This is a genomic window from Kineothrix sp. MB12-C1 (genome assembly GCF_030863805.1).
Taxonomy (GTDB): Bacteria; Bacillota; Clostridia; order Lachnospirales; family Lachnospiraceae; genus Kineothrix.
On the sequence record NZ_CP132957.1, the window covers coordinates 3,491,901 to 3,516,772 of the forward strand.

Annotated in this window: 26 protein-coding genes and 1 pseudogene; 25 read left to right on the top strand and 2 right to left on the bottom strand. The window is 39.3% G+C overall.

The genetic code is table 11. The features are described from left to right. Positions 1 to 3: 3 nt before the first annotated feature. Entirely contained in the window at positions 4 to 1,581 is a 1,578-nt protein-coding gene (locus RBB56_RS16060) for an FtsX-like permease family protein (protein ID WP_306719973.1), read from the top strand. A gap of 135 nt (positions 1,582 to 1,716) precedes the next feature. Here RBB56_RS16060 and RBB56_RS16065 read toward each other — a convergent pair whose 3' ends face one another. Then, positions 1,717 to 2,682, bottom strand: a complete 966-nt coding sequence (locus RBB56_RS16065) for a PocR ligand-binding domain-containing protein (protein WP_306719974.1) — start codon at positions 2,680 to 2,682, stop codon at positions 1,717 to 1,719. Between the two features lie 383 nt (positions 2,683 to 3,065). Between RBB56_RS16065 and RBB56_RS16070 the strand changes: the two genes are divergently transcribed. The 17 genes and pseudogenes from RBB56_RS16070 (at position 3,066) to RBB56_RS16150 (ending at position 17,812) form a co-directional block, all read left to right on the top strand. Next, positions 3,066 to 4,193 (top strand): glycerol dehydrogenase, encoded by a 1,128-nt coding sequence (locus RBB56_RS16070; protein WP_306719975.1) that lies wholly within the window; start codon positions 3,066 to 3,068, stop codon positions 4,191 to 4,193. Next, a complete protein-coding gene (gene dhaK, locus RBB56_RS16075; RefSeq protein WP_331526012.1) occupies positions 4,162 to 5,973 on the top strand; it encodes a dihydroxyacetone kinase subunit DhaK in 1,812 nt (603 codons plus the stop codon). The genes RBB56_RS16070 and dhaK overlap by 32 nt, the downstream gene beginning before the upstream one ends. A 51-nt stretch (positions 5,974 to 6,024) precedes the next feature. Continuing rightward, positions 6,025 to 6,951, top strand: coding sequence for an alpha/beta hydrolase (locus RBB56_RS16080; protein WP_306719976.1), 927 nt, complete (start codon positions 6,025 to 6,027; stop codon positions 6,949 to 6,951). A gap of 107 nt (positions 6,952 to 7,058) precedes the next feature. Then, positions 7,059 to 8,117, top strand: coding sequence for an endonuclease/exonuclease/phosphatase family protein (locus RBB56_RS16085; protein WP_306719977.1), 1,059 nt, complete (start codon positions 7,059 to 7,061; stop codon positions 8,115 to 8,117). Between the two features lie 355 nt (positions 8,118 to 8,472). Further along, the gene (locus RBB56_RS16090; RefSeq protein WP_306719978.1) at positions 8,473 to 8,844 is read left to right on the top strand and encodes a DUF134 domain-containing protein; all 372 of its coding nucleotides are present in this window, start codon (positions 8,473 to 8,475) and stop codon (positions 8,842 to 8,844) included. A gap of 69 nt (positions 8,845 to 8,913) precedes the next feature. Beyond that, positions 8,914 to 9,762: an Mrp/NBP35 family ATP-binding protein gene (locus RBB56_RS16095; RefSeq protein ID WP_306719979.1), complete on the top strand. Its 849-nt coding sequence runs from the start codon at positions 8,914 to 8,916 to the stop codon at positions 9,760 to 9,762. Further along, positions 9,759 to 10,226 (top strand): C-GCAxxG-C-C family protein, encoded by a 468-nt coding sequence (locus RBB56_RS16100; protein WP_306719980.1) that lies wholly within the window; start codon positions 9,759 to 9,761, stop codon positions 10,224 to 10,226. Before RBB56_RS16095 ends, RBB56_RS16100 begins: the two co-directional genes overlap by 4 nt. Beyond that, entirely contained in the window at positions 10,223 to 10,582 is a 360-nt protein-coding gene (locus RBB56_RS16105) for a NifB/NifX family molybdenum-iron cluster-binding protein (protein ID WP_306719981.1), read from the top strand. Before RBB56_RS16100 ends, RBB56_RS16105 begins: the two co-directional genes overlap by 4 nt. Positions 10,583 to 10,680: 98 nt before the next feature. After that, complete coding sequence (locus RBB56_RS16110; protein WP_306719982.1) at positions 10,681 to 11,007, top strand: ArsR/SmtB family transcription factor; 327 nt, start codon at positions 10,681 to 10,683, stop codon at positions 11,005 to 11,007. Then, complete coding sequence (gene arsB, locus RBB56_RS16115; RefSeq protein WP_306719983.1) at positions 10,994 to 12,043, top strand: ACR3 family arsenite efflux transporter; 1,050 nt, start codon at positions 10,994 to 10,996, stop codon at positions 12,041 to 12,043. Before RBB56_RS16110 ends, arsB begins: the two co-directional genes overlap by 14 nt. Beyond that, positions 12,040 to 12,624: pseudogene (locus RBB56_RS16120) on the top strand (C-GCAxxG-C-C family (seleno)protein); the annotation flags it as partial. The gene arsB and the pseudogene RBB56_RS16120, both read left to right, overlap by 4 nt. Positions 12,625 to 12,672: 48 nt before the next feature. Further along, entirely contained in the window at positions 12,673 to 13,158 is a 486-nt protein-coding gene (gene arsD / locus RBB56_RS16125) for an arsenite efflux transporter metallochaperone ArsD (RefSeq protein WP_334307477.1), read from the top strand. Next, on the top strand, positions 13,158 to 14,906 hold the full coding sequence (gene arsA, locus RBB56_RS16130; RefSeq protein WP_306719984.1) for an arsenical pump-driving ATPase: 1,749 nt from the start codon (positions 13,158 to 13,160) through the stop codon (positions 14,904 to 14,906). Before arsD ends, arsA begins: the two co-directional genes overlap by 1 nt. A 2-nt stretch (positions 14,907 to 14,908) precedes the next feature. Then, the gene (locus tag RBB56_RS16135; RefSeq protein ID WP_306719985.1) at positions 14,909 to 15,301 is read left to right on the top strand and encodes an arsenate reductase ArsC; all 393 of its coding nucleotides are present in this window, start codon (positions 14,909 to 14,911) and stop codon (positions 15,299 to 15,301) included. Between the two features lie 641 nt (positions 15,302 to 15,942). Then, positions 15,943 to 16,689, top strand: a complete 747-nt coding sequence (locus RBB56_RS16140; protein WP_306719986.1) for a Fic family protein — start codon at positions 15,943 to 15,945, stop codon at positions 16,687 to 16,689. A gap of 51 nt (positions 16,690 to 16,740) precedes the next feature. Next, on the top strand, positions 16,741 to 17,370 hold the full coding sequence (locus RBB56_RS16145; RefSeq protein ID WP_306719987.1) for a Shedu anti-phage system protein SduA domain-containing protein: 630 nt from the start codon (positions 16,741 to 16,743) through the stop codon (positions 17,368 to 17,370). A 94-nt stretch (positions 17,371 to 17,464) separates the two neighbouring features. Next, the gene (locus tag RBB56_RS16150; protein ID WP_306719988.1) at positions 17,465 to 17,812 is read left to right on the top strand and encodes a hypothetical protein; all 348 of its coding nucleotides are present in this window, start codon (positions 17,465 to 17,467) and stop codon (positions 17,810 to 17,812) included. 79 nt (positions 17,813 to 17,891) lie between these two features. Here RBB56_RS16150 and RBB56_RS16155 read toward each other — a convergent pair whose 3' ends face one another. After that, positions 17,892 to 18,536, bottom strand: coding sequence for a flavodoxin family protein (locus RBB56_RS16155; protein WP_306719989.1), 645 nt, complete (start codon positions 18,534 to 18,536; stop codon positions 17,892 to 17,894). Between the two features lie 133 nt (positions 18,537 to 18,669). Here RBB56_RS16155 and RBB56_RS16160 point away from each other — a divergent pair, with 133 nt between their 5' ends. From RBB56_RS16160 to RBB56_RS16190, 7 genes are all read left to right on the top strand, one after another. Next, positions 18,670 to 19,023, top strand: a complete 354-nt coding sequence (locus RBB56_RS16160; RefSeq protein WP_306719990.1) for a winged helix-turn-helix transcriptional regulator — start codon at positions 18,670 to 18,672, stop codon at positions 19,021 to 19,023. A gap of 724 nt (positions 19,024 to 19,747) precedes the next feature. Next, on the top strand, positions 19,748 to 21,046 hold the full coding sequence (locus RBB56_RS16165) for an alpha/beta hydrolase family protein (protein WP_306719991.1): 1,299 nt from the start codon (positions 19,748 to 19,750) through the stop codon (positions 21,044 to 21,046). Positions 21,047 to 21,048: 2 nt separating this feature from the next. After that, positions 21,049 to 21,492 (top strand): LytTR family DNA-binding domain-containing protein, encoded by a 444-nt coding sequence (locus RBB56_RS16170; protein WP_306719992.1) that lies wholly within the window; start codon positions 21,049 to 21,051, stop codon positions 21,490 to 21,492. A gap of 1 nt (position 21,493) precedes the next feature. Next, positions 21,494 to 21,937 carry a hypothetical protein gene (locus tag RBB56_RS16175; protein ID WP_306719993.1) on the top strand — a complete coding sequence of 148 codons (444 nt, stop codon included), beginning with the start codon at positions 21,494 to 21,496 and terminating at the stop codon, positions 21,935 to 21,937. Positions 21,938 to 22,050: 113 nt separating this feature from the next. Beyond that, positions 22,051 to 22,233 (top strand): hypothetical protein, encoded by a 183-nt coding sequence (locus tag RBB56_RS16180; protein ID WP_306719994.1) that lies wholly within the window; start codon positions 22,051 to 22,053, stop codon positions 22,231 to 22,233. 27 nt (positions 22,234 to 22,260) lie between these two features. Further along, positions 22,261 to 24,012, top strand: a complete 1,752-nt coding sequence (locus RBB56_RS16185; protein WP_306719995.1) for an ATP-binding cassette domain-containing protein — start codon at positions 22,261 to 22,263, stop codon at positions 24,010 to 24,012. Positions 24,013 to 24,326: 314 nt separating this feature from the next. After that, complete coding sequence (locus RBB56_RS16190) at positions 24,327 to 24,827, top strand: prolyl-tRNA synthetase associated domain-containing protein (protein WP_306719996.1); 501 nt, start codon at positions 24,327 to 24,329, stop codon at positions 24,825 to 24,827. Positions 24,828 to 24,872 lie beyond the last annotated feature (45 nt).

Consider the following 24,872-nt stretch of genomic DNA (forward strand, 5'->3'; position numbering starts at 1 on the left):
GCTATGTTAAATGCACTGGCCACTCTTACAGAAAATCAGCAGTTATATAAAAATGCGTTGAGTGCCAATACTTCACTTGCTTATACATTTTTTATCTCTACCGTTGGGCTCACTTCTTTTGTGGTTGTGATGTATTTTTACAGATTCTATCGTGCAAATAAAAAACAGATAGGTTGTATAAAGTCATTGGGATTTAAGGACCGTAGTTTGTGTGCTTGCTTTGTTATTTTTATTGCTGTACTTTCTGAAGTCGGAGCGATATTGGGGTTAATCGCCGGCTATTTTCTATCTGATATTCTGATTCGTGCGAACGCAAATACATATGCAGTAACGGGACTTGTGAAGAATATAAGCTTATCAAGCCTTTTTGTTGGTCTTGCAGTTTCAACTGCTGTTTTTTGCTTAGTCACTTTTTTGTGCTACTTCTTTGTAAGAGGGAAGGAGCCTGCTGCTTTAATTGCAGGAAATGAGAGCCATGTCAGGTTTTCATTTTCGCTGAGGGCTGCCAATTGTATTAGTAACATGTTTCCTGTAAAGAATAAATTGGCCATTCGCATTGCTTTACGCAAGCCGCTGTCCATATTTTTAATTATAGTGGGGGTAATGTCTTTCAGCGTTTGTATGATTTTAGGGAGGTCACTGAATATCAGCAGCCAAAAAGTCTTTGACTCCCAAAAGATAGGACATAATTACGACTATGATACAAGATATTCTGAATATCAGACAGCCCCTACACCGGAAAATGTAATTTTATATCTTGACGATACAGTACAGTTTTCAATCAACGGCCGCGAGATAGAACAGGTTGTGACCGGATTGTACACCTTGAACAACGTATACGAATTGCAAAATTTCAAAGGAGATGTTTTACCTGTACCAAAAGCAGGAACAGTTTATATCAATCCCGGCCTTCATCAAACTTATGGCGTAAATATTGGAGATAGGTTTGTTGTGGACGTTGCAGGAGTTAACCTTGAAGTTACCGTTGCTGATATTGCCGCTAATGCAAAATCAGCGAACATCTATGTAAATGCCGATGAATTGTCCGAAACTTTGAGTATTCCGGTCGGTGCTTACAATGGCGTGTTGAGTAAGGAAAAAATGAATAATGGCGTTGCAACTACAAAAGAGCAGAGAATAGATACTCTGAACAGGGAAGCCGTCTCTAGTAATATCAGTGCCGTTATAAATCAATCCATAGGCGGTCTTATCGGGATGATACTGATTTTTCTCGCATTGTATGCAAGCTTTGGGGACAATACCCGTGATATGCTGATATTGCATATGATGGGGTATCGGACAAAGTATATCCGCAAAATGTTGATAGATGTTTATATGCCGATTGTATGGACAGCATTTTTTCTGACACTTGCGCCGAGCATTTTGTTGGCGAGGTCAATTCAAAAATCGTTATCTGTTTCGACAAACGACTATATGCCTTTTGGAACAAATATTTTGGTTATTATTCTTGTGTTTGCCGGTTTGAATCTTATTTACTGGTCAGTACAAACGTTGTTCGGTCTTGGAATTAAACGAATTATTATAAAAGAGGAAATTTCAGAGTTTATATATGCTGAATAGAGATTTATAAAGGTTTGGCTTTTTAAATGAAATAGAAATCAATGTTAAAAATCCCCCGTAAGAACTAAGATAAATGTACCGACCCTCAAAATTACCGGTTCTTAAAGGGGGATTTTTATTCTAGTATCTAAGTTATCAGATGGAGTTTTCTTTGTCGTTACGGTATTCAAGCGGTGTTTTATTCGTAAGTTTCTTGAATATTTTAATGAAATATCCGCTGTCATCGTAGCCTATATGTGCTGCAATAGTCCGTATGTTCCAGTCGGAATTAAGAAGCAGTTCTTTTGCAAGTTCTACTCTGATTTTATTGACATAATCAGATAGATTTCCCATATTTTCTTTTGCGAATAATTTGCTGAAATAACTTGGGGAAATATTACATAAGGCGGCCATTTTTTCAAGGGTGATTTTTTCTTCCGGGTGCTTTTTTATATAAACCAAAGCGGGATGAATCAATTGACTAGTTTCTTTTTTGGGATGCCTTCTAATAGTATTGAGCTTTAAGCAGCCATCCTTTCCGGATTCAGCGTAGGTACGGTTCAAAGATTCTTCCGAGTGGGCGATCAAAGCTTTTAATTCAGCCTCTTCAACGCAATAATTAACGATATGAAGCAGCATATTGGCCAGAGCGGTAATTTTATCAAGGGGCATAACAGGTAAGGCATCAAAATCTTCTTTCAGGTCATCTCCAATAGATTCCCATTTACTTTGAACACCCGGGAGAATAGGTTCCGGTGCATCTTTCAGGTCTTGCGGAGACAATAATACCTGACCAGCCATAAAAGCTCCTATGTACAGATCATTTACTATGATGGGAATTGCCAGATCAATCAGACCGAAATGACAGATATAGATATGGGGCTTTCTAAGCCTTGCAGCTTCTAACCCACCGTGTGAATCGCATTTTTCACAGTAAATCCCATAACTTGAGGAACGGACCTTTTGACAAAAATCACTGCAGTTACTGTGCCTTGTTAAGGGTGTTCCCTTATAATCAACTGTAATCAAAGCAAGATCCGTAGCAGAGGCTATGTCATCCTGGATTTTTTGAAACTTAATGGGATCGACAATTTGATCAATTTTACTAAAATTTGCCCGCATAGAAGCCCTCCGTTTTGGATTTTTTGTGAATGGGTATGATGGAAAAATATTGCACTAAATGCTGCATAACACCATTATATATTGCCTGAAGATAACAGTCAACAGTATTAAAAGCCTTAATAATAGGAGGTTCTTTTAATGAAGTATAATAGTTAAATTAATAACAGCTTAGAAAAATCATATGAAAAACCGGATATTTCTATCTTTTATTCTTATAGTTGTATTATATAGTTTAATGCTATTTCGAGAGGCCTTTATTATAATAATTGATGAAAGCATAATTAATTCACATGTGAAAATGAAAACAGTATTTCGAATGAGTATGGGATATGTATAGAACTTAAAAGCTGAAGTCGATAGTCAAGGTATGAAAGGAGTTATTTATGAGAAAAGCATTTATTTGTCCGTCAAAATATGTACAGGGAGAAGATGAGTTATTAAATCTTGGTTACTTTGTTAAAGAATTCGGAAAGTCGGCTCTTTTGATTGCACATCCGGAGGATGTTTTAAGAGTGAAGAGTAAACTGGAAGCTACGGCAGAAAAATTTGAGATTACTTTTGTAGAGAGCGGATTTTGTGGGGAATGCTCCAGTGTGGAAGTAGAGCGCTTGCAAATGTTGGCAAAAGACAACGGCTGTGCATGTACGGTCGGCTTAGGTGGTGGTAAAGCTATCGATACGGCAAAATGTGTAGCAAAAGGAGATAACCTTATTATCGTCCCCACCATTGCGGCAACGGATGCACCGACCAGCCACTCTGCGGTACTTTACACCCTGGACGGTTCCTTTGATGATTATGCTTACTTCAAGCAGAGTCCCAATGTAGTACTCATTGATACGGCGGTAATTGCAAAAGCCCCGGTTCGTTTTCTGGTATCCGGCATGGGAGATGCGCTTTCGACCTATTTTGAGGCGAGAGCAACTGCAAAAGCCTATGCGAATGTGAATGCCGGCTTGCCTTGCGGTTTCCGGGAGGGAGCGTGCAAAGAAGCCAAGGGAACGAATACCGCATTGGCTCTGGCAACCCTATGTTATCAAAGCTTGTTGGCAGATGGTTACAAAGCAAAGATTGCCTGTGACAATAACATGGTAACGGATGCGTTGGAAAATATTATTGAAACCAATATACTTTTGTCCGGCTTGGGATTCGAAAGCGGCGGCCTTGCTGCAGCGCATGCAATTCACAATGGATTAACAATCTTGGAAGGCACTCATAAGTATTTTCATGGTGAAAAAGTTGCGTTTGGTACCATTGCACAGTTAGTTTTGGAAAATGCACCGGAAGAAGAATTGAATGAAGTAATGGATTTTTGTGAGAAGGTAGGACTGCCGATCTGCCTGGCGGATATCGGTGTTGATTCCATTTCCCGGGAAGAACTGCTGCTGGTGGCAAAAAAATCCTGTGCGGAGGGTGAGTCTATCTATTCCATGCCTTTCCCTGTTACGGAAGAAGCGGTAGCTGCAGCTATTATTACGACTGATGCTTTGGGTAAGGCTTATAGAAGGCGATAGGGGTGATCATATGAAGAAGATTATCAACAGACCGGAAACCTTTGTAAAGGAAATGTGTAATGGTATTGTATCTGCACATCCGGAATTCGAATTTATTGAAAAATATAAAATTATCAAAAAGAAAAATATAGATAAAAATAAAGTTAGTCTCATCAGCGGCGGCGGCAGCGGGCATGAACCTGCCCATGCAGGTTTTGTCGGAAGAGGTATGCTGGATGCCGCAGTATGCGGAGATGTATTCGCGTCTCCTTCGCAGATCCAAGTATATCAGGCGATAAAGGAAACGGCAACGGATAAGGGGACTCTGCTGATTATTAAAAATTACAGCGGCGATATGATGAACTTTAAAAATGCGGCATATCTGGCCGGTGAAGACGGTATTTTGGTAGATTATATCAAGGTTGATGATGATATTGCGGTTCAGGATAGCTTATATACGGTAGGCCGCCGGGGTGTTGCAGGTACGGTGCTGGTACATAAAATAGCAGGTGCCTGTGCGGAGCAGGGTAAGAGCCTTGATGAAGTAAAAAAGACGGCTTTAAAAGCAGCACAGAATGTGAGAAGCATTGGTTTTGCCTTCAGCTCCTGTACGGTTCCGGCAAAAGGAACCCCAACCTTTGATATAGGTGAAGTGGAGATGGAATATGGAGTGGGAATCCACGGAGAACCCGGCATCAAACGGGAACCTATTGCAACTGCTGATGAATTGGCTTTACGAATGGTATCTGCTTTATTGGAGGATTTGAAAGTGGATGATTCCTCTGAGGAAGAGGTCGCATTATTAGTGAACGGATTCGGAAGCACTCCGTTGCAGGAATTATATTTACTTAACAATGCGGTAACCCGGGAGTTAACGAAAAAAAGCGTAAAGATTAATAGAACCTTCGTGGGAAATTACATGACCAGTATTGATATGCTGGGAGCTTCGGTTTCTATTATGAGGCTGGATGAGGAACTTGCGGATTTACTTTCGCAAAAAAGTGACGCCCCCGGTTTTAAAGTAGATGGCCCCGTTAAAAAAGCAGTATATTCAGATATGGTTGCAGCCGGTGACGCGGCAAAGGATGTTTCTTACCAATGTGAAACGGATGATTCCTATTCCGTTATACGGGATGGCAGACTATCCATACAAAATTTCATCTATATTCTCGATAAAATGAGCGAATGTATTATAAAAAATGAAGTGCCTTTTTGTGAACTGGATTCTCATGCCGGAGATGGCGATTTTGGCATGAGTGTGGCAAAGGGCTTCAAGCAGTTGAAAAAAGAATGGAAGGAAATCCTTCATACAAAAGCGGATACCATCGGAAGCTTCTTAGATGCTTGTTCTATGGTCATTATGGAACATTGCGGCGGTGCTTCGGGACCCATTTGGGGTTCTGCTTTCCGGGGGGCCGGAAAAAGTGCAGGAGAGAAGACAGATCTGTCAATTATTGATTTTGCTGAAATAATGCAGGCAGCTGTGAAGGGAATTCAAAATACGGGAGAGCGTTCTTTTGGCAGAGGTGCAGTTGTTGGTGACAAAACATTAATTGATGCGTTGGCTCCCTGTGCCGATTCCTGGATAGAAAGTGCCATGCAGAGTCTTGATTTTAAAGCTGCCTTTGAAAGGTCTGCAAAAGCTGCCGTAGCAGGAGCAAAAGCAACAGAGAATATCGTGGCGAGAATGGGACGTGCGGGAACTGTCGGAGAAAGAAGTTTAGGGTATCCTGACGCCGGCGCTCATGCCCTTGGCATAATATTTACAGAAATAGCAGAGTGTGTGAGCATAATAAAATAGTTTGTCCTACTCTTAGGGATTACTATAGTAAATATAAGGAGAGGGTATCATATGTTATCAGAAAATTTTAGTTTTCAATCCGGTGACGGAACAAATGTTTTTGTCTATAAGTGGAGTCCTGATTCCGGTACGGAAATCAAGGGTGCTGTTCAAATCGCCCATGGAATGGCTGAGACTGCATTTAGATACGAACGGTTCGCTGATCTGTTGACGCAGAATGGATATGCTGTCTATGCCAATGATCACCGGGGACATGGAAGGACAGCAGGAAGTCTTGAAAACGTTGGATATCTGGCGGAAGCAGATGGCTTTGATTGGTTAGTGGAAGACATGCATCAGTTAACGACCATAATAAAAAAGGAACATTCTAATTTACCGATATTTTTATTCGGTCATAGCATGGGTTCCTTCGCTACTCAGAGATATATTATGTTATTTGGCAAGGAATTAAAAGGGGTAATTCTTTCCGGGTCTAGTGGAAGAGCGGTATTTTTACATAACTTTGGATTTCTTGCTGCCAGCAGAGAAGTGAAAAAGAACGGCAGAAGAGAAAAAAGTGAGAATATGAACCGGCTTTCCTTCGGAAGTTTTAACAATGCCTTTAAACCGAATCGTACTGAATTCGATTGGTTAAGCGCAGATAAGGACGAAGTTGATAAATATATAAAGGATCCATACTGTGGAGGAGTCTTTTCAGCGGGATTTTTCTATGATTTTATGAAAGGCCTAAGAGAAACTGATAGGGCAAAAGATATTGTCTTGATACCTAAAAAGCTGCCCATCTATATATTTTCAGGAGATAAGGACCCTGTCGGCGATGCCGGAAAAGGTGTCAGGAAGCTTTATAATACCTATAAGAAAGCAGGTATACGAGACGTTACTTTGAAGTTATATCCTGGCGGCAGGCATGAGATGCTGAACGAAATTAACAAAGATGAAGTTATGAAGGATGTAATAGAGTGGCTTAAGTCAAAATAAAGGAAGTATAAGGATTCACCACAATCCATCTGATGATGTTCAATACCGCATAATTATTGTAGATTCCACAGCATTTTCAGATTAATGACAATAAGGAGAAACAGATTATGAAAAGAATCAAGCAAATTGCAAAATGTTGTGCTGTAATCATTGTTATACTTTTGGGGATATTCTCAGGCGGTATTGCATTTCTTACGATACGTGAATATCGTCCTTCTGCCGTGGAGGTGCTTCCAGCATCAAAAGGAGATAAAAAAGTAAATCGAGATACGGAATTGACGGTTATTACATATAATATAGGTTACTCTGCTTTAGGCAGCACAGAGGACTTTTTCATGGATGGAGGGACAAAAGTAAGGCCGGACAATAAGGCGGTAGTAGAAGCAAATTTATTAGGAAATGCGAATGTCATGGAGAGTAATCCTGCGGATATTTATTTCCTTCAAGAAGTTGATATAGATTCCAAGCGATCTTATCATATAGATCAAATGCGACATTTGGAAGAAACCTTACAAATGCCGGGCATGTTTTCTTATAACTTTAAGTGTGATTATATACCGTATCCTATTCCGACAATGGGACATGTAGAAGCGGGATTAGTTACTTTAACAGATTTAGAAGTAAATTCAGCTTCACGAATTGCGCTTCCTGAATCTTTCCGCTGGCCGCTTAAGATATGTAATCTAAAACGTGCTCTTCTTGAGACTAGAATTCCAATAGAGGGTACTAAGAAAGAGCTTGTATTATTTAATTTACATCTGGAAGCTTATGACAGCGGAGAGGGAAAGATTGCACAAAGTAAAATGCTGGCGGATATCCTTGAAAATGAATATGAAAAAGGCAATTATGTTATTGCAGGCGGAGATTTTAATCAGATGTTTGAAGGATATAAGCAATATCCAATATTAGAGCAGGGAAATTGGATGCCAGGAATTATTGGAAAGAAAGATATACCGGATACTTTTTCATTTGTAGTAGATGATAGTATTCCTACCTGCCGTCTGTTAAATGAACCATATACGGGCGCTTATGAAAATTCACAGATGTATATCATTGATGGATTTATTGTATCTGATAATATACAAATACAAAGTGTAAATGTCATACCTACAGAATTTCAATATTCAGATCATCAGCCGGTAAAGTTGACCTTTACATTCAATTAAAATATTGTAAAAAGAAATCTTTTGAGGGCAGGATTTAAAGAGATAGAAAACATGAATCTTAAAGTATAGAACGGAAAATAGGAAGGAAAGGGATAACCCTACCTTCCTATTTTTTAAGCGTGCCAGGCATGGCACTAAAGTAAAAGCTTAAGTAATATCTAAAGAGGGATAAAGCAGCCGCAAGGCCATTCGCAGTTACCATGAAACGAGTAAATAAAATCATAAGAGGTTGAATAATACAAGCTATTATTTCTCTGCTCTATTAATAACAAAAAGATTATTGACATATGTCATAATTGGACTATAATAAAAATGAAAGCGACATATGTCATAAACTATAAGGAGGTGATAGATTATGCCAAGGCCAATGAAATGGAGGAAAGTGTGCTGCCTACCAGAAAGTAATAAATTTGGCCCTCTTGATTTAACGTTGGACGATCAGGATTATGTAAATATGACAGTTGATGAATATGAAACGATAAGACTTATCGATTTAGAGGGATTTACTCAAGAAGAGTGTGCAAAACAAATGAATATTGCCCGTACTACCGTTCAGGGAATATATATAGAAGCCAGAAGAAAGTTAGCTGGATCGTTAGTGAATGGTAAAGCACTGATAATTGAAGGCGGCGAATATCGACTTTGTGACGGTTTAGGAAAAGGATGTGGTCGCGGCTGTCATAGATATGGCAGACGCTTCGCAGATAATGAGAATAGAGGTGGCTGATTATGAACATGGCCTTAGCCTATATCTAATGTATTGAAATTAAAATCTAAATATAAGGAGTTAATATTTATGAGTGAAAATTGTAACCAAAGCTGCAGCAGTTGCTCGGAGGACTGTGCAGAAAGAAAAGAACAAAAAACTGATTTCTCGGAGAATCCTCATGAGATGAGCAGCATTAAAAGGGTCATAGGCGTTGTCAGTGGCAAAGGGGGAGTGGGCAAGTCACTTGTTACCTCAATGCTTGCAGTTACTATGAATAGAATGGGTTATCACACTGCAATCCTTGACGCTGATGTAACCGGTCCTTCTATTCCAAAAGCATTCGGTATTCGGGAACGAGCCAAAAGCAATGATTTTGGACTGTTGCCTGTTAAAAGCAAGACAGGTATTGATATCATATCTGTTAATCTGCTTTTAGAAAATGATACCGATCCGGTCGTTTGGCGGGGACCAATTATTGCCGGAACTGTCAAGCGGTTCTGGACGGATGTTATCTGGAGCGATGTGGATTTCATGTTTATTGATATGCCTCCGGGCACTGGTGATGTTCCTCTTACCGTATTTCAATCTATAGCCGTTGATGGGATTATAATAGTAACATCTCCGCAGGAACTTGTATCGATGATTGTATCTAAAGCGGTCAAGATGGCTGAGATGATGAATATTCCTGTTATTGGCTTGGTGGAAAATATGTCATATTTTAAATGTCCTGATAATGGCAAGGATTATCGGATATTCGGAGAAAGTCACATAGAAAAGATTGCCGATAAACATGACTTAAAGGTTCTTGCAAAATTACCGATTGATCCGGAGATTTCAGCGGCTTGTGATAAGGGTATGATAGAAGTTTTCGACGGCAATTGGCTTGATGGTGTATCCAAAATACTAGAAGAAAGGCTTGGGGAGAATAAAAAGTGAGCGAGCATTCAGTATTAGCAAAAGAGCTATTTAAAAAGGGGTACAGTTGTTCGCAATCTATAGTCCTGGCTTTTAATGATGAGACGGGACTGGATTCAGAAACAGCATTGAAAGTTTCTTCATCTTTTGGAGGAGGAATGGGGAGACTGCGAGAGGTATGTGGAGCTGTTAGCGGAATGTTCGTAGTTGTAGGTATATTATATGGATATTCTGATCCTTCAGATAGAATTGCCAAAGCGAAACATTATAAGCTGGTTCAGGCTCTGGCAATGAAATTTAAGGATAAAAACAATTCGATCATTTGCAGAGAGCTTTTAGGTCTCTCTACAGAAAAAGAAAGTCCCATACCTGAGAAAAGAAATGAAGGTTATTATAAAAAACGTCCGTGCACAGAACTTGTCGAGCATGCAGCTGAAATACTGGATACATATATTCAAAATAAGAAAGCGGAGGAAAAGAAATGATCAAAATTGCGGTAGCAAGTGAAAATGAAATGGTAACGGAGCATTTTGGGCATTGTGTTAACTTCAATATATTTGAAGCCGAAAACAATCAAATTATTAAGAGTGAGTCTATACCGAATCCCGGGCATAAACCGGGCTTCCTTCCAAACTTCCTGAATGACATGGGGGTAAATGTGATTATTTCAGGTGGAATGGGAAGCGGGGCTATTGAAATCTTTAGTGAAAAGAATATTGAGGTTATTGTTGGAGCAAGCGGTAGTGCAAAAATAGTGGTAAAAGAGTATTTGCAAGGAACTTTGAAATCAACCGGTTCTGTTTGCCATGAGCATCAGCATCATGATGAATGCGGAGAATAGTTGAGGATTTTCAAAATAAATCCAAAATACATTGACGCTTATCTATATAATGGCATATAATAACATATAGATAAATATCTATGTGAGGTGATTTTAAGATGAATGACAAGTATACTGAAAAGGTAGGATTGTTCAAAGCCCTTGCGGACGCAAACCGATTGATGATTGTGGATATGCTGTCCTGTGGGGAGCTTTGTGCCTGCAAGATTTTAGAAAAATTCCATATTACACAGCCGACCTTATCCCACCACATGAAAATCCTCAGCGATTGCGGTCTGGTGAATGGACGGAAAGAGGGCAAGTGGATGTATTATTCGCTGAACAATGAAAAGGTGCTGGAGTTCAAAAACTTCTTATGTGCCATCACGATTGACAAAAAAGAGTGCATTTGCAAAGAGGGAGAGTGTAACTGTGGAAAAAAATAAGCAAAACCAAGGGATTGGTTTCTTTGAAAAGTATTTGACGGTGTGGGTATTACTCTGTATGGCGGCAGGTATTTTAATCGGTAAATTCCTTCCTGCTGTTCCCGATTTTTTGGGACGCTTTGAGTATGCACAAATATCCATACCCATTGCCGTGTTGATATGGATTATGATTTATCCTATGATGATGAAGGTGGATTTTCAATCTATCAAAAATGTACGAAAAAATCCTCAGGGCTTACTTATCTCAAGTGGAACGAGCTGGCTGATTAAACCATTTTTGATGTTCGGGTTGGCAACTTTCTTTTTTTATGTGGTATTCAAGAATTTAATTCCCGCAGATATCGCTAAGAACTATGTTGCGGGAGCAGTTTTGCTGGGAGCAGCTCCCTGTACGGCAATGGTATTTGTTTGGAGCAACCTCACAAAGGGAGACCCGGCACATACGCTTGTGCAAGTAGCGGTCAATGACCTCATTATCCTTGTAGCATTTGTACCCATTGTATCCTTTTTACTTGGTGTAAATGATATGTTTGTGCCTTGGGATACGTTGTTTTTATCCATTGTATTGTTTGTTGTAATTCCCCTCATCGGTGGTGCTTTGACGAGAAATATTGTGATAAAGAAAAAAGGCATTCAACACTTTAATGAAAACTTTGTTTCTAAGTTTGACGGGATTACCACTTTAGGGTTACTTCTTACCCTGATTATTATCTTTACCTTTCAAGGTGATGCTATTTTAAGCAATCCGATTCATGTACTGCTTATAGCAGTGCCGTTAATCCTGCAAAATGTTATCACAGCCGCTTTTGCTTATGTCATGTGCAAAGTGTGTAAGCAACCGCACAGCATAGCAGCTCCCGCCGCTTTGATTGGTGCGTCGGACTTTTTTGAATTGTCGGTAGCGGTAGCGATTGCCCTATATGGACCGACCTCGCCCGTTGTGCTTGTCTGTACCGTCGGTGTACTGACCGAAGTACCTGTTATGCTGATTCTTGTCAATATCGTGAACCGTACAAAAGGATGGTTTGATAAATGAAAAGTAAAGTAGAGGAAGCGTTAGCGTGCTTTAACAGTGGATTTGATTGCTCCCAGGCAATCCTGTCTACTTATTGTGAAGAATTTGGATTGGAGAAAGAAACAGCATTGAAACTATCCTGTGGTTTTGCGGCAGGAATGAGAAGGCTGGGTGAGACCTGTGGTGCTGCAACAGCAGCATATATGCTAATCGGATTGAAATACGGGAAGTATCTGCCGAATGATAATCCATCCAAAGAAAGAACATTTGAATTGGTGCAGGAGTTTGAACGCCGATTTGCCGCGCAAAATCAATCCACAAACTGCCGTGAGCTTTTGGGATTTGATTTGAAAAACTGTGAACGCTGTATGGCAACCGATGATACATTGGAGGAAGCCCTAAGTGCTTTATCTCCTGTATTTCAGGCATTGGATAGTGAGGTAACAGTCAATAAGGTCAACATTACAACAAGAGAATTGGCCGAGCAGCATCATTTTATTAGTTCCCCCACCATTCGGATAAACGGCGTAGATATATGAACGGAACTGAAAGAAAGCGGCTGTAAGGACTGCGGAGACTTATGCGGTGACAGCGTAGACTGCCGTCTATTTGTCTATGACGGCAAAGAATATGAACAACCGCCTGTGGCTATGATTATAAACGGTATTCTACATGTTCTCTATGGTCAGCCGCAAGACGTGAAGATGCCTTATGTGTTACCCGAAAACCTAAATAATTATTTTTTAAGGAGAGAAGCTATGATGAAAACTCTATGTATCTATGAACCAGCTATGTGTTGTGAAACTGGTATTTGCGGCGTTGGTGTTGACCCCGAACTGCTCCATATTTCTACTGTGTTCAATAACTTACAAAAAAACGGTGTTACTGCTGTTCGCTTTAATCTCAACAGCGCGCCGCAAGCATTTGTCAATAATACGGATATCAATAAGCTGATTAACAGTGAGGGGGTGGAAGCACTTCCGGCTACTGTCATTGATGGTAAAATTGTAAAGACAAAGGCATATCCTACCAATGGAGAGATTGCAGAATGGCTTGAAATTCCTGTTTCTTATCTTGAAGGGACTGAAACCAAAAAGACGGAGGGCGGGTGCTGCTGTTCAGAGGGGTGTTGCTGATGAAAGATTTTGATTTGCAAGGTATTCACCTTACGAAATACTTATTTTTTACCGGCAAGGGTGGTGTTGGGAAAACTTCTATTGCCTGTGCGACTGCTGTGACCCTTGCTGACAATGGAAAAAAAGTGCTGCTCGTCAGCACCGATCCCGCATCCAATTTGCAGGATGTTTTTAATATGGAGCTTACAAACAAGGGAACGCCCATTGCCGATGTATCGGGGCTTATAGTAGCGAACCTCGACCCCATACAGGCGGCGGCAGAATACAGGGAAAGTGTTGTCGCAGCTTATCGCGGCAAGCTACCCGAATCGGTCATCACGAATATGGAGGAACAGCTTTCCGGCTCCTGTACGGTAGAAATTGCTGCATTCAATGAGTTCTCCACTTTTATCACTGACGAAAAGGCACAAGCAGAATATGACCATATCATTTTTGACACTGCCCCTACCGGTCATACGCTGCGGATGCTTCAACTGCCGAGTGCATGGAGCAATTTTATCAGCGAAAATACACATGGAGCTTCCTGCTTAGGTCAGCTTTCCGGCTTAGAGGATAAAAAGGAAATCTATAAAAATGCGGTCAAGACATTATCGGATGGGAGTATGACAACGCTTGTCCTTGTGTCCCGCCCGGAGCATTCCCCGCTCAAAGAAGCGGAGAGAGCTTCAAAAGAACTTGCCGACTTAGGGGTACACAACCAGCTTTTGATTATCAATGGTGTGCTTTCTTCCTTTGACGATGACATATCCGAAAGTCTGTATGTCAAACAGCAAAAGGCACTTACCGATATGCCAACCGGATTAAAAGACATCACCACTTATTTTATACCGCTCCGTTCCTACAATATCACAGGTTTGAACAATGTCCGCAATCTACTTGTGAAAGACAGCCTTTCCATGAGCAGCGAAGAATTGTATACCGCAGACATTCCGGCACTCCGTAAGGTGATTGACGATTTGGATGTAAGCGGTAAAAAGGTCATTTTTACGATGGGCAAGGGTGGTGTTGGGAAAACAACAATCGCTGCCGCTATTGCATTGGGACTATCGGAGAAAGGAAAAAAGGTACATTTGACCACCACCGACCCCGCCGCCCATCTAAAGTTTGTGATGAACGAAACAAGTAGCATTACTATAAGTCATATCGATGAAAAAGAAGAACTCCAGCGTTATCAGAAAGAAGTATTGAAAAAAGCAAGGGAAACCATGTCGGAAGAAGATGTTGCCTATGTGGAAGAAGATTTACGCTCTCCCTGTACACAGGAAATTGCTGTATTCCGCGCTTTTGCCGAGATTGTGGAACGAGCGGAAAACGAGGTGGTTGTGATTGATACCGCCCCTACCGGTCATACGTTACTGTTACTCGATTCTACACAGAGCTATCATCGTGAGGTAAAACGCACACAGGGAGATGTCCCGGAATCGGTCAAAAAACTGTTGCCCCGGCTTCGGAATACCGAAGAAACGGCAGTTATCATTGTGACACTTGCCGAAACCACACCGGTCTTTGAAGCCATGCGATTAGAAGAGGATTTAGAACGTGCCGGAATTGCGACAAAATGGTGGGTCATCAATTCATCCCTGTATGCTGCCGAGACAACGAACCAGCTTCTAATGGCGAAAGCAAACCATGAAATTGGATGGATTCATAAAGTTGACGAACTGTCTTACGGCAATTTTGCCGTTATCAAATGGAGTGCGGAAGATGTCAAGGGCGGTCGTTTACTTTCACTTTTAGGAGGAAAATAGATATGAAGAAAGTTGCATTTATTTGTGTGCATAATTCCTGCCGCTCACAGATTGCAGAAGCCCTTTGTAAGCATCTTGCAGGGGATGTGTTGGAAAGCTATTCAGCAGGAACGGAAACAAAGCCGCAAATCAATCAAGATGCTGTGAGGCTTATGAAAGAACTCTATGAGATTGATATGGAAAAGACTCAGTATTCTAAGCTGTTGTCTGACATCCCGCCCGTAGATATTGTTGTTACAATGGGCTGCAATGTGGAATGTCCTTTCCTGCCTTGCAAGCACCGTGAGGATTGGGGGCTTGATGACCCGACAGGCAAGAGTGACGAGGAATTTATTCGGGTCATAAAGACGATTGAGGCAAAGGTAAAAGAATTGGAAAGGATTACTTTACATTAGTTACCGATTTAAAAGTAGAATTGATAAAAGCGAAAGATTTATGCGGTCAGAACGTTTTTCCAGCCTTTTAAACGAAGGAAAGCTACTTAGTTTATCTGTTTGGGAAAGAGAGAAAACGGTAAGTAAAAATGGTGCAATCAAACATAATATCTATTAGTTAGTAACAAGGACGTGACTTGATATTTGATACTTATACCATTATGATTATTTAAAAATCCGTAGTTACAGTAATAGAAAGAACAGAAGCACCGAAAGACTCTAACCATATCTTTTTCTTGTAAATATGGGACAGTGCTATTTGATAATGAATAAATTTAGAAAAGAATATAATTACAAAATGAGCAGATACGGAATGTTGTACACCGCATATCTGCTTTTTTGTATGTATTAGTTATATATTTAGAGAATTGCAGAGAATTTATTAATCATTATAAGAGAGGTATCACATACAAAATCGTAATGTTGTGAAGATTAAATTATATAGGAAGGATCGATTTACAAACCACTCATAAGTCATCCGATAATATTTAATACAAATAAAGTTAACTCCAAAATATGATACGAAATAGTATATGGTATTACTACACAAATACAATAATCTCGGTTATAATATAAATACTAGTATGATAGGGAGGAATTCGATGAAAGAAAGATTACTGCATTTACTACTGGAAGAAAAACAGATGCATTTAAAAGGTGGATTATATCATAAAACACAGGTGAATCTGGCATATAATTCTAACCGGATCGAAGGAAGCCGACTGTCAGAAGAACAGACCAGATATATTTATGAAACCAACACGATTTTAAGTGAGGGAGAAGAACCGCTTAAGGTAGACGATATATTGGAAACAATCAATCACTTCCATTGTTTTGACTATATGTTAGAGCATGCGGAGGAAGACTTGTCGGAAGATATGATAAAGGAATTCCACCGTTTGCTTAAGACAAATACTTCCGATGCGAAACGGGAGTGGTTCCGGGTAGGGGATTACAAGCTGCGGCCAAATGAGGTGGGAGATATGGCAACAACCCTTCCGACCAATGTACCACAGGAAATGAAAAAATTGCTTGCTGAGTACCTGAGTAAACAAGAAATTGAATTTGAGGATATCATAGATTTTCATCAGTGGTTTGAATCCATCCACCCCTTTCAGGACGGCAATGGCCGGGTAGGACGTATTATTATGTTTAAAGAATGCCTGAAGCATAATATCACCCCCTTCATTATTGATGAGTTGCACAAGTGGTATTACTACAGAGGATTGAAAGAGTATAAGGCAGAGAAAGGATATCTACTGGAAACTTGCAATTCGGCACAGGATACCTATGAAAAAATGATAGAATATTTCTTTCCAGAGCAGGAAAATGGACAAGCATTGACTTGAGAAACTGCCAGGAAAGGACAATTGACAAATAGAAGCTTTAGAGGTGCGCTAATGGATTATATTGTACCAGATAATTTTTATAAATTTAAGTCAGACTGGTATCAAAATATTGATTTTGATTATGAATCTGAGTTATTGCTTGATGTTCTTAATCAAGCGAGTAAGGAAAATGATATTCAAAGTTATATAAAGGAAAACGAAAAATGGTTTATTCCGGCTTCTATATTTGAAGATTATGATCTTGGACATCACGAAGCCTGCATTATACCGGAACAACGTCTTGGGGCAGAATATCGTGCTGATTATATGTTACTTGGAAGAAATTCGATTGGACATCATATTGTGCTTATAGAATTTGAGAATGTCAATGTCGATTATAAGGTTCGTACATCGAATATGGAATCGGAATCAGTCAGAAAAGGAATTGTACAGATAAAAGACTGGAAGCGCTGGATGGACGATAATCGAAAATATTTTATGGAAAGTTGTGGTCTTACAAATATCAGCGGGAATATTCCCATATGGGGAATCCACTATTGCTTGGTCGTAAGTCGTAGAGACAGGATGGATAATACTGCAAATCAAATGCGAGGACAAACTCAGTATGAAACACCAGCCTTACATATTGTTACTTATGACCGACTTGTTGATAATGTAAAGAAGTTGTCGAATGGTTTTTAAATTATAAACGGAGGAAGTACAGGATTATAAATTTGAATTTGTCGAGCAGTTTTGAACCAAAAGCTATTTATGTTTTATGATGGAGGTAAAATTAATGTTTAATGAAATTTGCATATATGAGGCAAAAATTGAAAAACAAGATGAAATCGAGCAACTTATGAAGGAGGTCGCCGACTTTTATATGGAACAGGACGGCGTGATGGAGGTTCGATATATTAAACGTACTCATCGACAAAAAGATTTTAATGCTGTGAAAGAAGGCGATTTACCTGCTCGTCTAACTCGTCATATAGGTAAAATAACCTATGTTTTACACTGGACAGTTAGAGATGAGGAAACTCATGCTCGTGTTTCTAAACTTGGTCTGGAGCATTTTTATAAACGCTGGAATCGTTGTTTGACTACTATGCCTAAAATTATTTTAGGAGAAAATATCGTTTAGATAATAAGTATAACAAGTAGGTGTCTTATGAGAGCACTGTCAAAAGCGTGAGATTACCTCACGCTTTTGTTTATCTACATTATACTTTTGCCATAGATTTTCCCAAGTCATAGGCTTTTTGACAGTCCGTTGGAAAAACTTTTTCCCTACGCTCTTTCCGTTCTGCTTCATTAAAACTAGCCATATGATATTTGCTATAATCATTTACCTGTAGAGTTTCGGTTGATACAATGGTTTGCTCGTATCCAAAATGGCTTAACATCATTTTATATTTTTCAAACAAGGCATTGTACCCGATCTGTTCAGTCATACTCTCCGGGACATTCATTGTATAAATAAATGCGGATTTCTTTATGTTTCCATCAAAAAAGGTCTGAGAATAATCATCATAGGAGAGGTATTGGAACAGGAAGCGTTCCAAGAACCCCTTTGTCATGGCGTTCACATCACTAAAATATATCGGTGAACCGAGAATCAGACCATCACAACTATGTATTGTTTCAAGTACCGGTTTCAGCCCATCGTTTACGGCACAACGCCCCAGACTTTTGCCATTTTTGACCTTACAGGACATGCAGCTAATACAGCCTTGATAGGTTAAATCATAAAGATTAACAAGTTCCGTCTGTGCGCCTTCACTTTGTGCGCCTTCCAGCGCTTTGTTCAATAGGGTATGCGTATTCCAGTTTTTGCGAGGACTTCCGTTTACAGCTATAATTTTCATTGAATAACCACCTTTACGAGAGATTTTACAGTAAAAACAGATTGCTTTTCTGCATGGGCTTATTATATAATACAAAGAAACAAAACAACAAGTACGCACATTTTTGTTCCTTGAAATGTGTAATGGAGGACTTATGAAAAATATAACATGCTCAGAGGGATTGGCCAAAGAAAAGAGTGGAGAATGCCCCATTATTTATGCGATAAAGTTGATCGGTCAAAAGTGGAAGCTCCCGATTTTATGGGAGCTTGTGAATTATGATGTACTGCACTACAATGAACTGAAGCGTCATATTCCTGAGATTACAAATACGGCGTTGACAAGATGCTTGCGAGAACTTGAAGAATATGGTCTGGTCAATCGGTTTGAATATAGTACCATTCCTCCATCTGTAGAATATAGCTTAACAGAACGAGGAAAAGCGTTGCTACCAACATTAATTGAGTTATATCGCTGGAGCGAGGAGCAAATGAAATTTAATACTTAGTTAGTTGTGTCCCGGAATTCTTGATTTATAGGTATATTTAATTGATATGAGGAGCGAAAAATCGTATATCTAGCTAAATCAACAAATTTCAATTTGTAAGGAATGTCTCAATATATAATGTGATTTGAGAATTGCAGAACTGAAAAATTAGGTGAGTAGATTAAAACCTCTAAATCATTTATAAAGGAAACTTATATCATAATTTATGGGTCTATGGTAGAATAATCAAGATGAAGTTTTACCATAGAGAAATGAGTAGAAAGCAAATCTATTGGAATAGTCAATGTTCCATCTTTCAAACGAATCTTATTTTTCTATGCCAGTAATGTGCCATCTACAAGCTGCACTTTAGAGCGGTTTGCATCATTTTTTAGTCCCGATTTACGACGTGTAGTCAGAAGCGTGCATCTAAATAGCACACACAAGGCACGTTGAAGGTAAAATATAGATGACATAGGGTAATTTAAGTTATGACAAGGGAAAAATGGAGTTGATAAATTGGTGGATAAATTTTATTATATATTGTAGAAAAGTAGAGTATTGAAACATGAATTATTTATAAGCAATTAGACAAACAGGAATTTATCTGAAAGTTATATAATATGTAATTTAATGCGGATTTACACAACTTATCCTCCCAAAACGCATCTTATCCAGAATCGCTTGTTCCCAAGGTAAATTGCATTTATACTTGGGGCACAAATTGAATTCGGAGGATGTAATTATGGGAATTATTATACTGGCTTCTTTACTCACGCTGGAAACGTTTTTTCTTGTTTGGTCAATTATGACGAAGAACAATCACAGAGAAGAAAAAGGAATTATCAGCATTGCTTTACTGGTGATTTTCGGACTGTTGCTTGTCACCGGTGATTTTGAATGGAGTTTCCGTTATATGGTGATTTTGCCCGTGCTAGTTATACAGGCTCTTGCCAGCACGGTTATGCTCATCAGAAAAAAGGGGAAAGAATATAGAATAAGAAATAATATCCTTCGTTTCGTAAGAAACTGCTTTATTTTTACCTTTGCGCTGTCTCCAGCCATTCTTTTTCCGCAGTATGAACAGCCGGAACCAACAGGTGGGTATGAAGTGGCAACAGCAAAATATACCTGGACGGATAACAGCAGGGCGGATGAATTTTCTGAGTCTGGTGGAAACAGGGCCTTGACGGTAGAATTCTGGTATCCGGAAAATGCTGATAAGACATATCCGCTTGTTGTTTTTTCGCATGGTGCATTTGGTTTCAGCGGAAGCAATTATTCCACGTTTTTAGAGCTTGCCTCAAACGGGTATATCGTCGCAAGCATCGGACATACCTATCACGCATTTTATACGATGGATACAACCGGAAAGATTACAACCGTAGATACCGGTTTTATCAATAAGGTGTCTGAAATCAACGCTGTTCATGATACACAGCATGAAGAAGAGATTTACAATACGACAAGCGGGTGGCTGAAGCTTCGTACGGATGATGAAAATTTTGTTATTGATACAATACTTAGACAGTGTAAAAACAATAATACCGATACGCTCTTTTCTATTATCAATACGGAAAGAATCGGTCTAATGGGACATTCTCTCGGGGGAGCGTCATCCGCACAAATTGGTAGAGAACATGACGATATCGATGCCGTAATCATCCTTGACGGAACGATGTTAGGCGAAGAAGTGGCGTTCGAAAACAATGCAGTTGTTCTCAACGACACGCCTTATCCCATTCCTCTCTTAAATATTTATGCTGAGGATCATTACACAAATTCAAAGGAACTCGTTGGAGATGCTTACAATAATTTTTATACAACGAAAAACGCTGTTTGTGCATATGAAACAGTATTTAAAAATGCGGGACATCTGAACTTTACCGATCTGCCGCTGTTTTCCCCCACGCTTGCCGGAATGCTCGGTGTGGGAACGATTGATGAACGATATTGTATTGAAACCATGAACAAGGTTGTTTTGGAGTTTTTAAATAGTTATTTAAAGGATGCGGGAGTACCAAAAATCGAAAAGGAATATTAATCATGAAAGTACGAATTAGGCAAATCAGTGACAAAGCCGACGAATGCCTTATTATAGAATGTGTTGAGGTTACGCCCGATATTGAGAGCATAAGATCGTATGCACTCGCCAAAGGCATGACCTTAATAGGAAGCATAGACGAACGCATTTATCAGTTTAATCTCTCCGATGTTTTCTATTTTGAGGCAGTTGATGAGCGTGTATTTGCTTATACAAAAGGCAAGTCGTATGAACTTAAAATTCGACTTTATGAGCTTGAAAACGCCTATGCGGATAAACATTTTATTCGTTGTTCCAAATCTTTTATTATCAATCTTATGAAGCTGGAAAGTATAAGTCCGGCACTAAACGGGCGATTTATGGCTCATATGAAGAATGGCGAAAAAATAATCATCTCAAGGCAATATGTACCCCAAATAAAACACGCTGTGTTGGGAGGGAAGTAAAATGGATTATAAAACTTTCTTTGTAAAAAAGATTATGATGAGCTTTTTTGTATCAGTAACCTGCATTTGTGCAGTTATGGCTTTGATCGGAATGATATTTGAAAGCGATATTCGTTTTGGTTATGAAGCATTTTTATCGCCGCTTATTTTTGGCGCGATTGCGTCACTTCCGTTGCTTGTAAAATATTCAAGGAGCGAGTTATCCCTAAAACAAACGGTTGTCAGAAATGTGATTCATTTTGTTTTGCTTGAAGCGGTTATATTGTCGGTTCTCTATTTTGGTGAAATACTCACAAGTATGTCTATGGCAATATCGCTTGGGATCTCCATATTCGTGGTCGATTTAACCGTAAATTTGGTGCTGTGGATAAATGATAAAAGGATTGCAAATGAATTCAATAGCGCATTGAAAATACTGCAAAACGATTGCAGTGCCAGCAAATAGCTCTATTCGTCATTACAATAAATATTTTAACAATTAGAAACAGAGATCAAATAGCTAATTCCAATTTATAGAGGAGATGGTACATCTTAAATAGTTGCCATACGGGAGGATTTATGAAACCTTTGATTATTTATTATTTACACACAGGCAACAATGAGAGATTAGGTATTGAATTAAAAGACCGTATAGGGTGCCGAATTATAAAGCTCAATGAAAAGAAGAAAAAAACAACAGCTACAAGGTGTATGGAAACTGTTGTGTTACTAGAGAGTATATTTTTCTATATTAAATTATAATGGAAGTAAAAACCATAGGAGGTAATTATGATCAGGGTCCAAAATTTGTCCTATTCGTATCCGCAAAAGGACTTATATAAAAAGGTTTCATTTACGATAGAAGATGATGTGCATTGCGCATTGATCGGTACCAATGGTACAGGGAAAAGTACGTTGCTCGAGTTGTTGAAGCATCCCGAAGAGTATTTATATGATGGGAAAATTGTAATTGACAATATAGGAAGAATCGGATATGTCAGTCAATTTTCACAATTAGATTCAAAAGAAGATATGACTGTATTTCAGTATATCAGCGGTGAGTTTGTGAAGCATGAGCAGAAGTTATCTGATTTCTATAAGAAAATGGAGACTACCGTAGACCTGGATGAGATATTCGAGGAGTATCAAAAAGAATTAGATGAATGGAATGCGATCGATGGAGAGTCCTACGAAGTCAATATTAAGAAGCGATTAAAACTGGCTAATCTGCAAAAGTTAGAGGGACAGAAAATCAGTAATCTGAGCGGTGGAGAATTTAAGCTGGTGCAAGTAATCAGGGAGATGATGTTGAGTCCGAAGTTTCTTATTATGGATGAACCTGATGTGTTTTTGGATTTTGAATATCTGAATGCGTTAAGAAATCTGATCAATGCCCACAAGGGGACGCTTCTTGTTATCACGCATAATCGATACTTGTTAAACCATTGCTTTAACAAGATACTCCATATGGAAAATATGGATGTTCAGGAATTTGACGGAACTTATATAGAATATAATTATGAACTTCTTGCTACGAAGATTGATTTAGAAGAAGCCGCTGCAGCAGATCAGGAAGAGATCGATCGTCAGAGTAAGATATTAGAAAAAGCCAGAGCGAAAGCGACAGCGATGGACAACGCATCCCTTGGAAGAGCAGTGCATGCAAGGCAGACTTTGGTGGATCGGCTGAAAGCCAGAAAGACAAAAGCTCCTTTTGTAGATATCAAACAGCCGGAGATTTATTTTGATTTGGATACCCCAGTAACAGATGGAAATATTCTGGAATTGACGGATTACAGCGTTGCATTTGATGAACAGCTTTTAGAACATGTGAACTTCGAAATGAAATCTACAGAGCATGTAGCAATTGTAGGGGGCAATGGAACCGGAAAGACGACAATGCTGCGTGAAATCTTTGAAAATAAGAAGGATACAATCAGGATGAGTGAAGATGCGAAGGTTAGCATGTTTTCTCAGATTACGGGCTCCTTATATGATGATACGAAAACATTACTTGAAATTTTCGAAGAAAAAGGGGTTGGTACAAGCAGTGATATAGGGATTTATCTGAAAAAATATGGTTTTGAAGGAGAGACGCTCAGTCAGAAAGTGAGAGAATTATCCGGCGGAGAAAAAGACTTATTTCAATTAGCGGTGCTCTCATTAGAAAAAGCCAACTTCCTGCTTTTGGATGAACCGACGGGGCATTTGGATGTTTATGCGCAGATTGCATTAGAGCAGGCGATTTCTGAGTATAAAGGTGCAATTCTTATGGTGTCTCATGATTATTATACGGTGGCCAATTGCATGGACTATGTATTTTTGGTAGAAAATAACACGGTGCGCAGAATGAGCAGCCGTAAATTCCGACAGATGATTTACGCCAATCATTTCGCCAAAGATTATCTGCTGCTAGAGCAAAAGAAAAAAGAGATAGAAACGAGAATTCAACAGTTGCTCCGAACGAATGAATTTGAAAAGGCAAAGGTACTGATGGAGTCATTAGAAGAAACTATTAAAAAGATGGAGTTGCTTCGATAAAACAAGCTGCCTAATTACCCTGATCTTTCTTTGAAATGGTGTCCATGCGAACTGAACCCACAGTTAGAACCAAGGGTATCAGGATGGAAGGAACCTGCTGATTGGCTTGTTGAGTTGATGCCACGTTTAGAAAAGACGATTGGAATCAAATAAATACGGATGGGAAGAAAATGCCTTAGATTCGGTGCCTTCTTTCCGGTTAGGTGATGCACGACTGGATGCTGTATACGGCGTTGGTGTTTTGCTGCAGCAGATCATAGAGTTTTTAGAAAAATATATATAAAGAAATGGAAATCGAAGAGAGGTATTAAGATATGTGTAAGAAACAATTAGTATATGATAAGTTAACTGCTTTGGATATTCCCTTCCAAACGATGGAGCATCCGGCCGTCTTTACAATAGAAGAAATGCATGCATTGGAATTTCCTCCAAACGCAAGGATAGCAAAAAATTTATTCCTGCGCGATGCGAAAGGAAAGCGCCATTTTCTTCTCGTCGTTGACTCCGAACAAAGCGTAAACTTGAAGCAGTTGGAAAATGTATTGAATTGTACAAAACTTTCTTTTGCCTCAGAGGAACGTCTTCAAAAGTATTTAGGGCTTACGAAAGGTTCCGTTACCCCCTTTGGTTTATTAAACGATACCGATAACCATGTGGAGGTATTTTTTGATAAAAAACTACAGGAAAGTGATTCAGTTGGAGTCCACCCTAATGATAACACGGCTACTGTACTTATCACTTTTGATTATTTATTAAAATTTATTGAGACAAGCGGGCATCAGGTACAAATTATTGATTTAGCATGTCTGGCTTAATAGAAGCAAGGAGAAAAGGCAATGTGTACCTAAATTAATTATCGA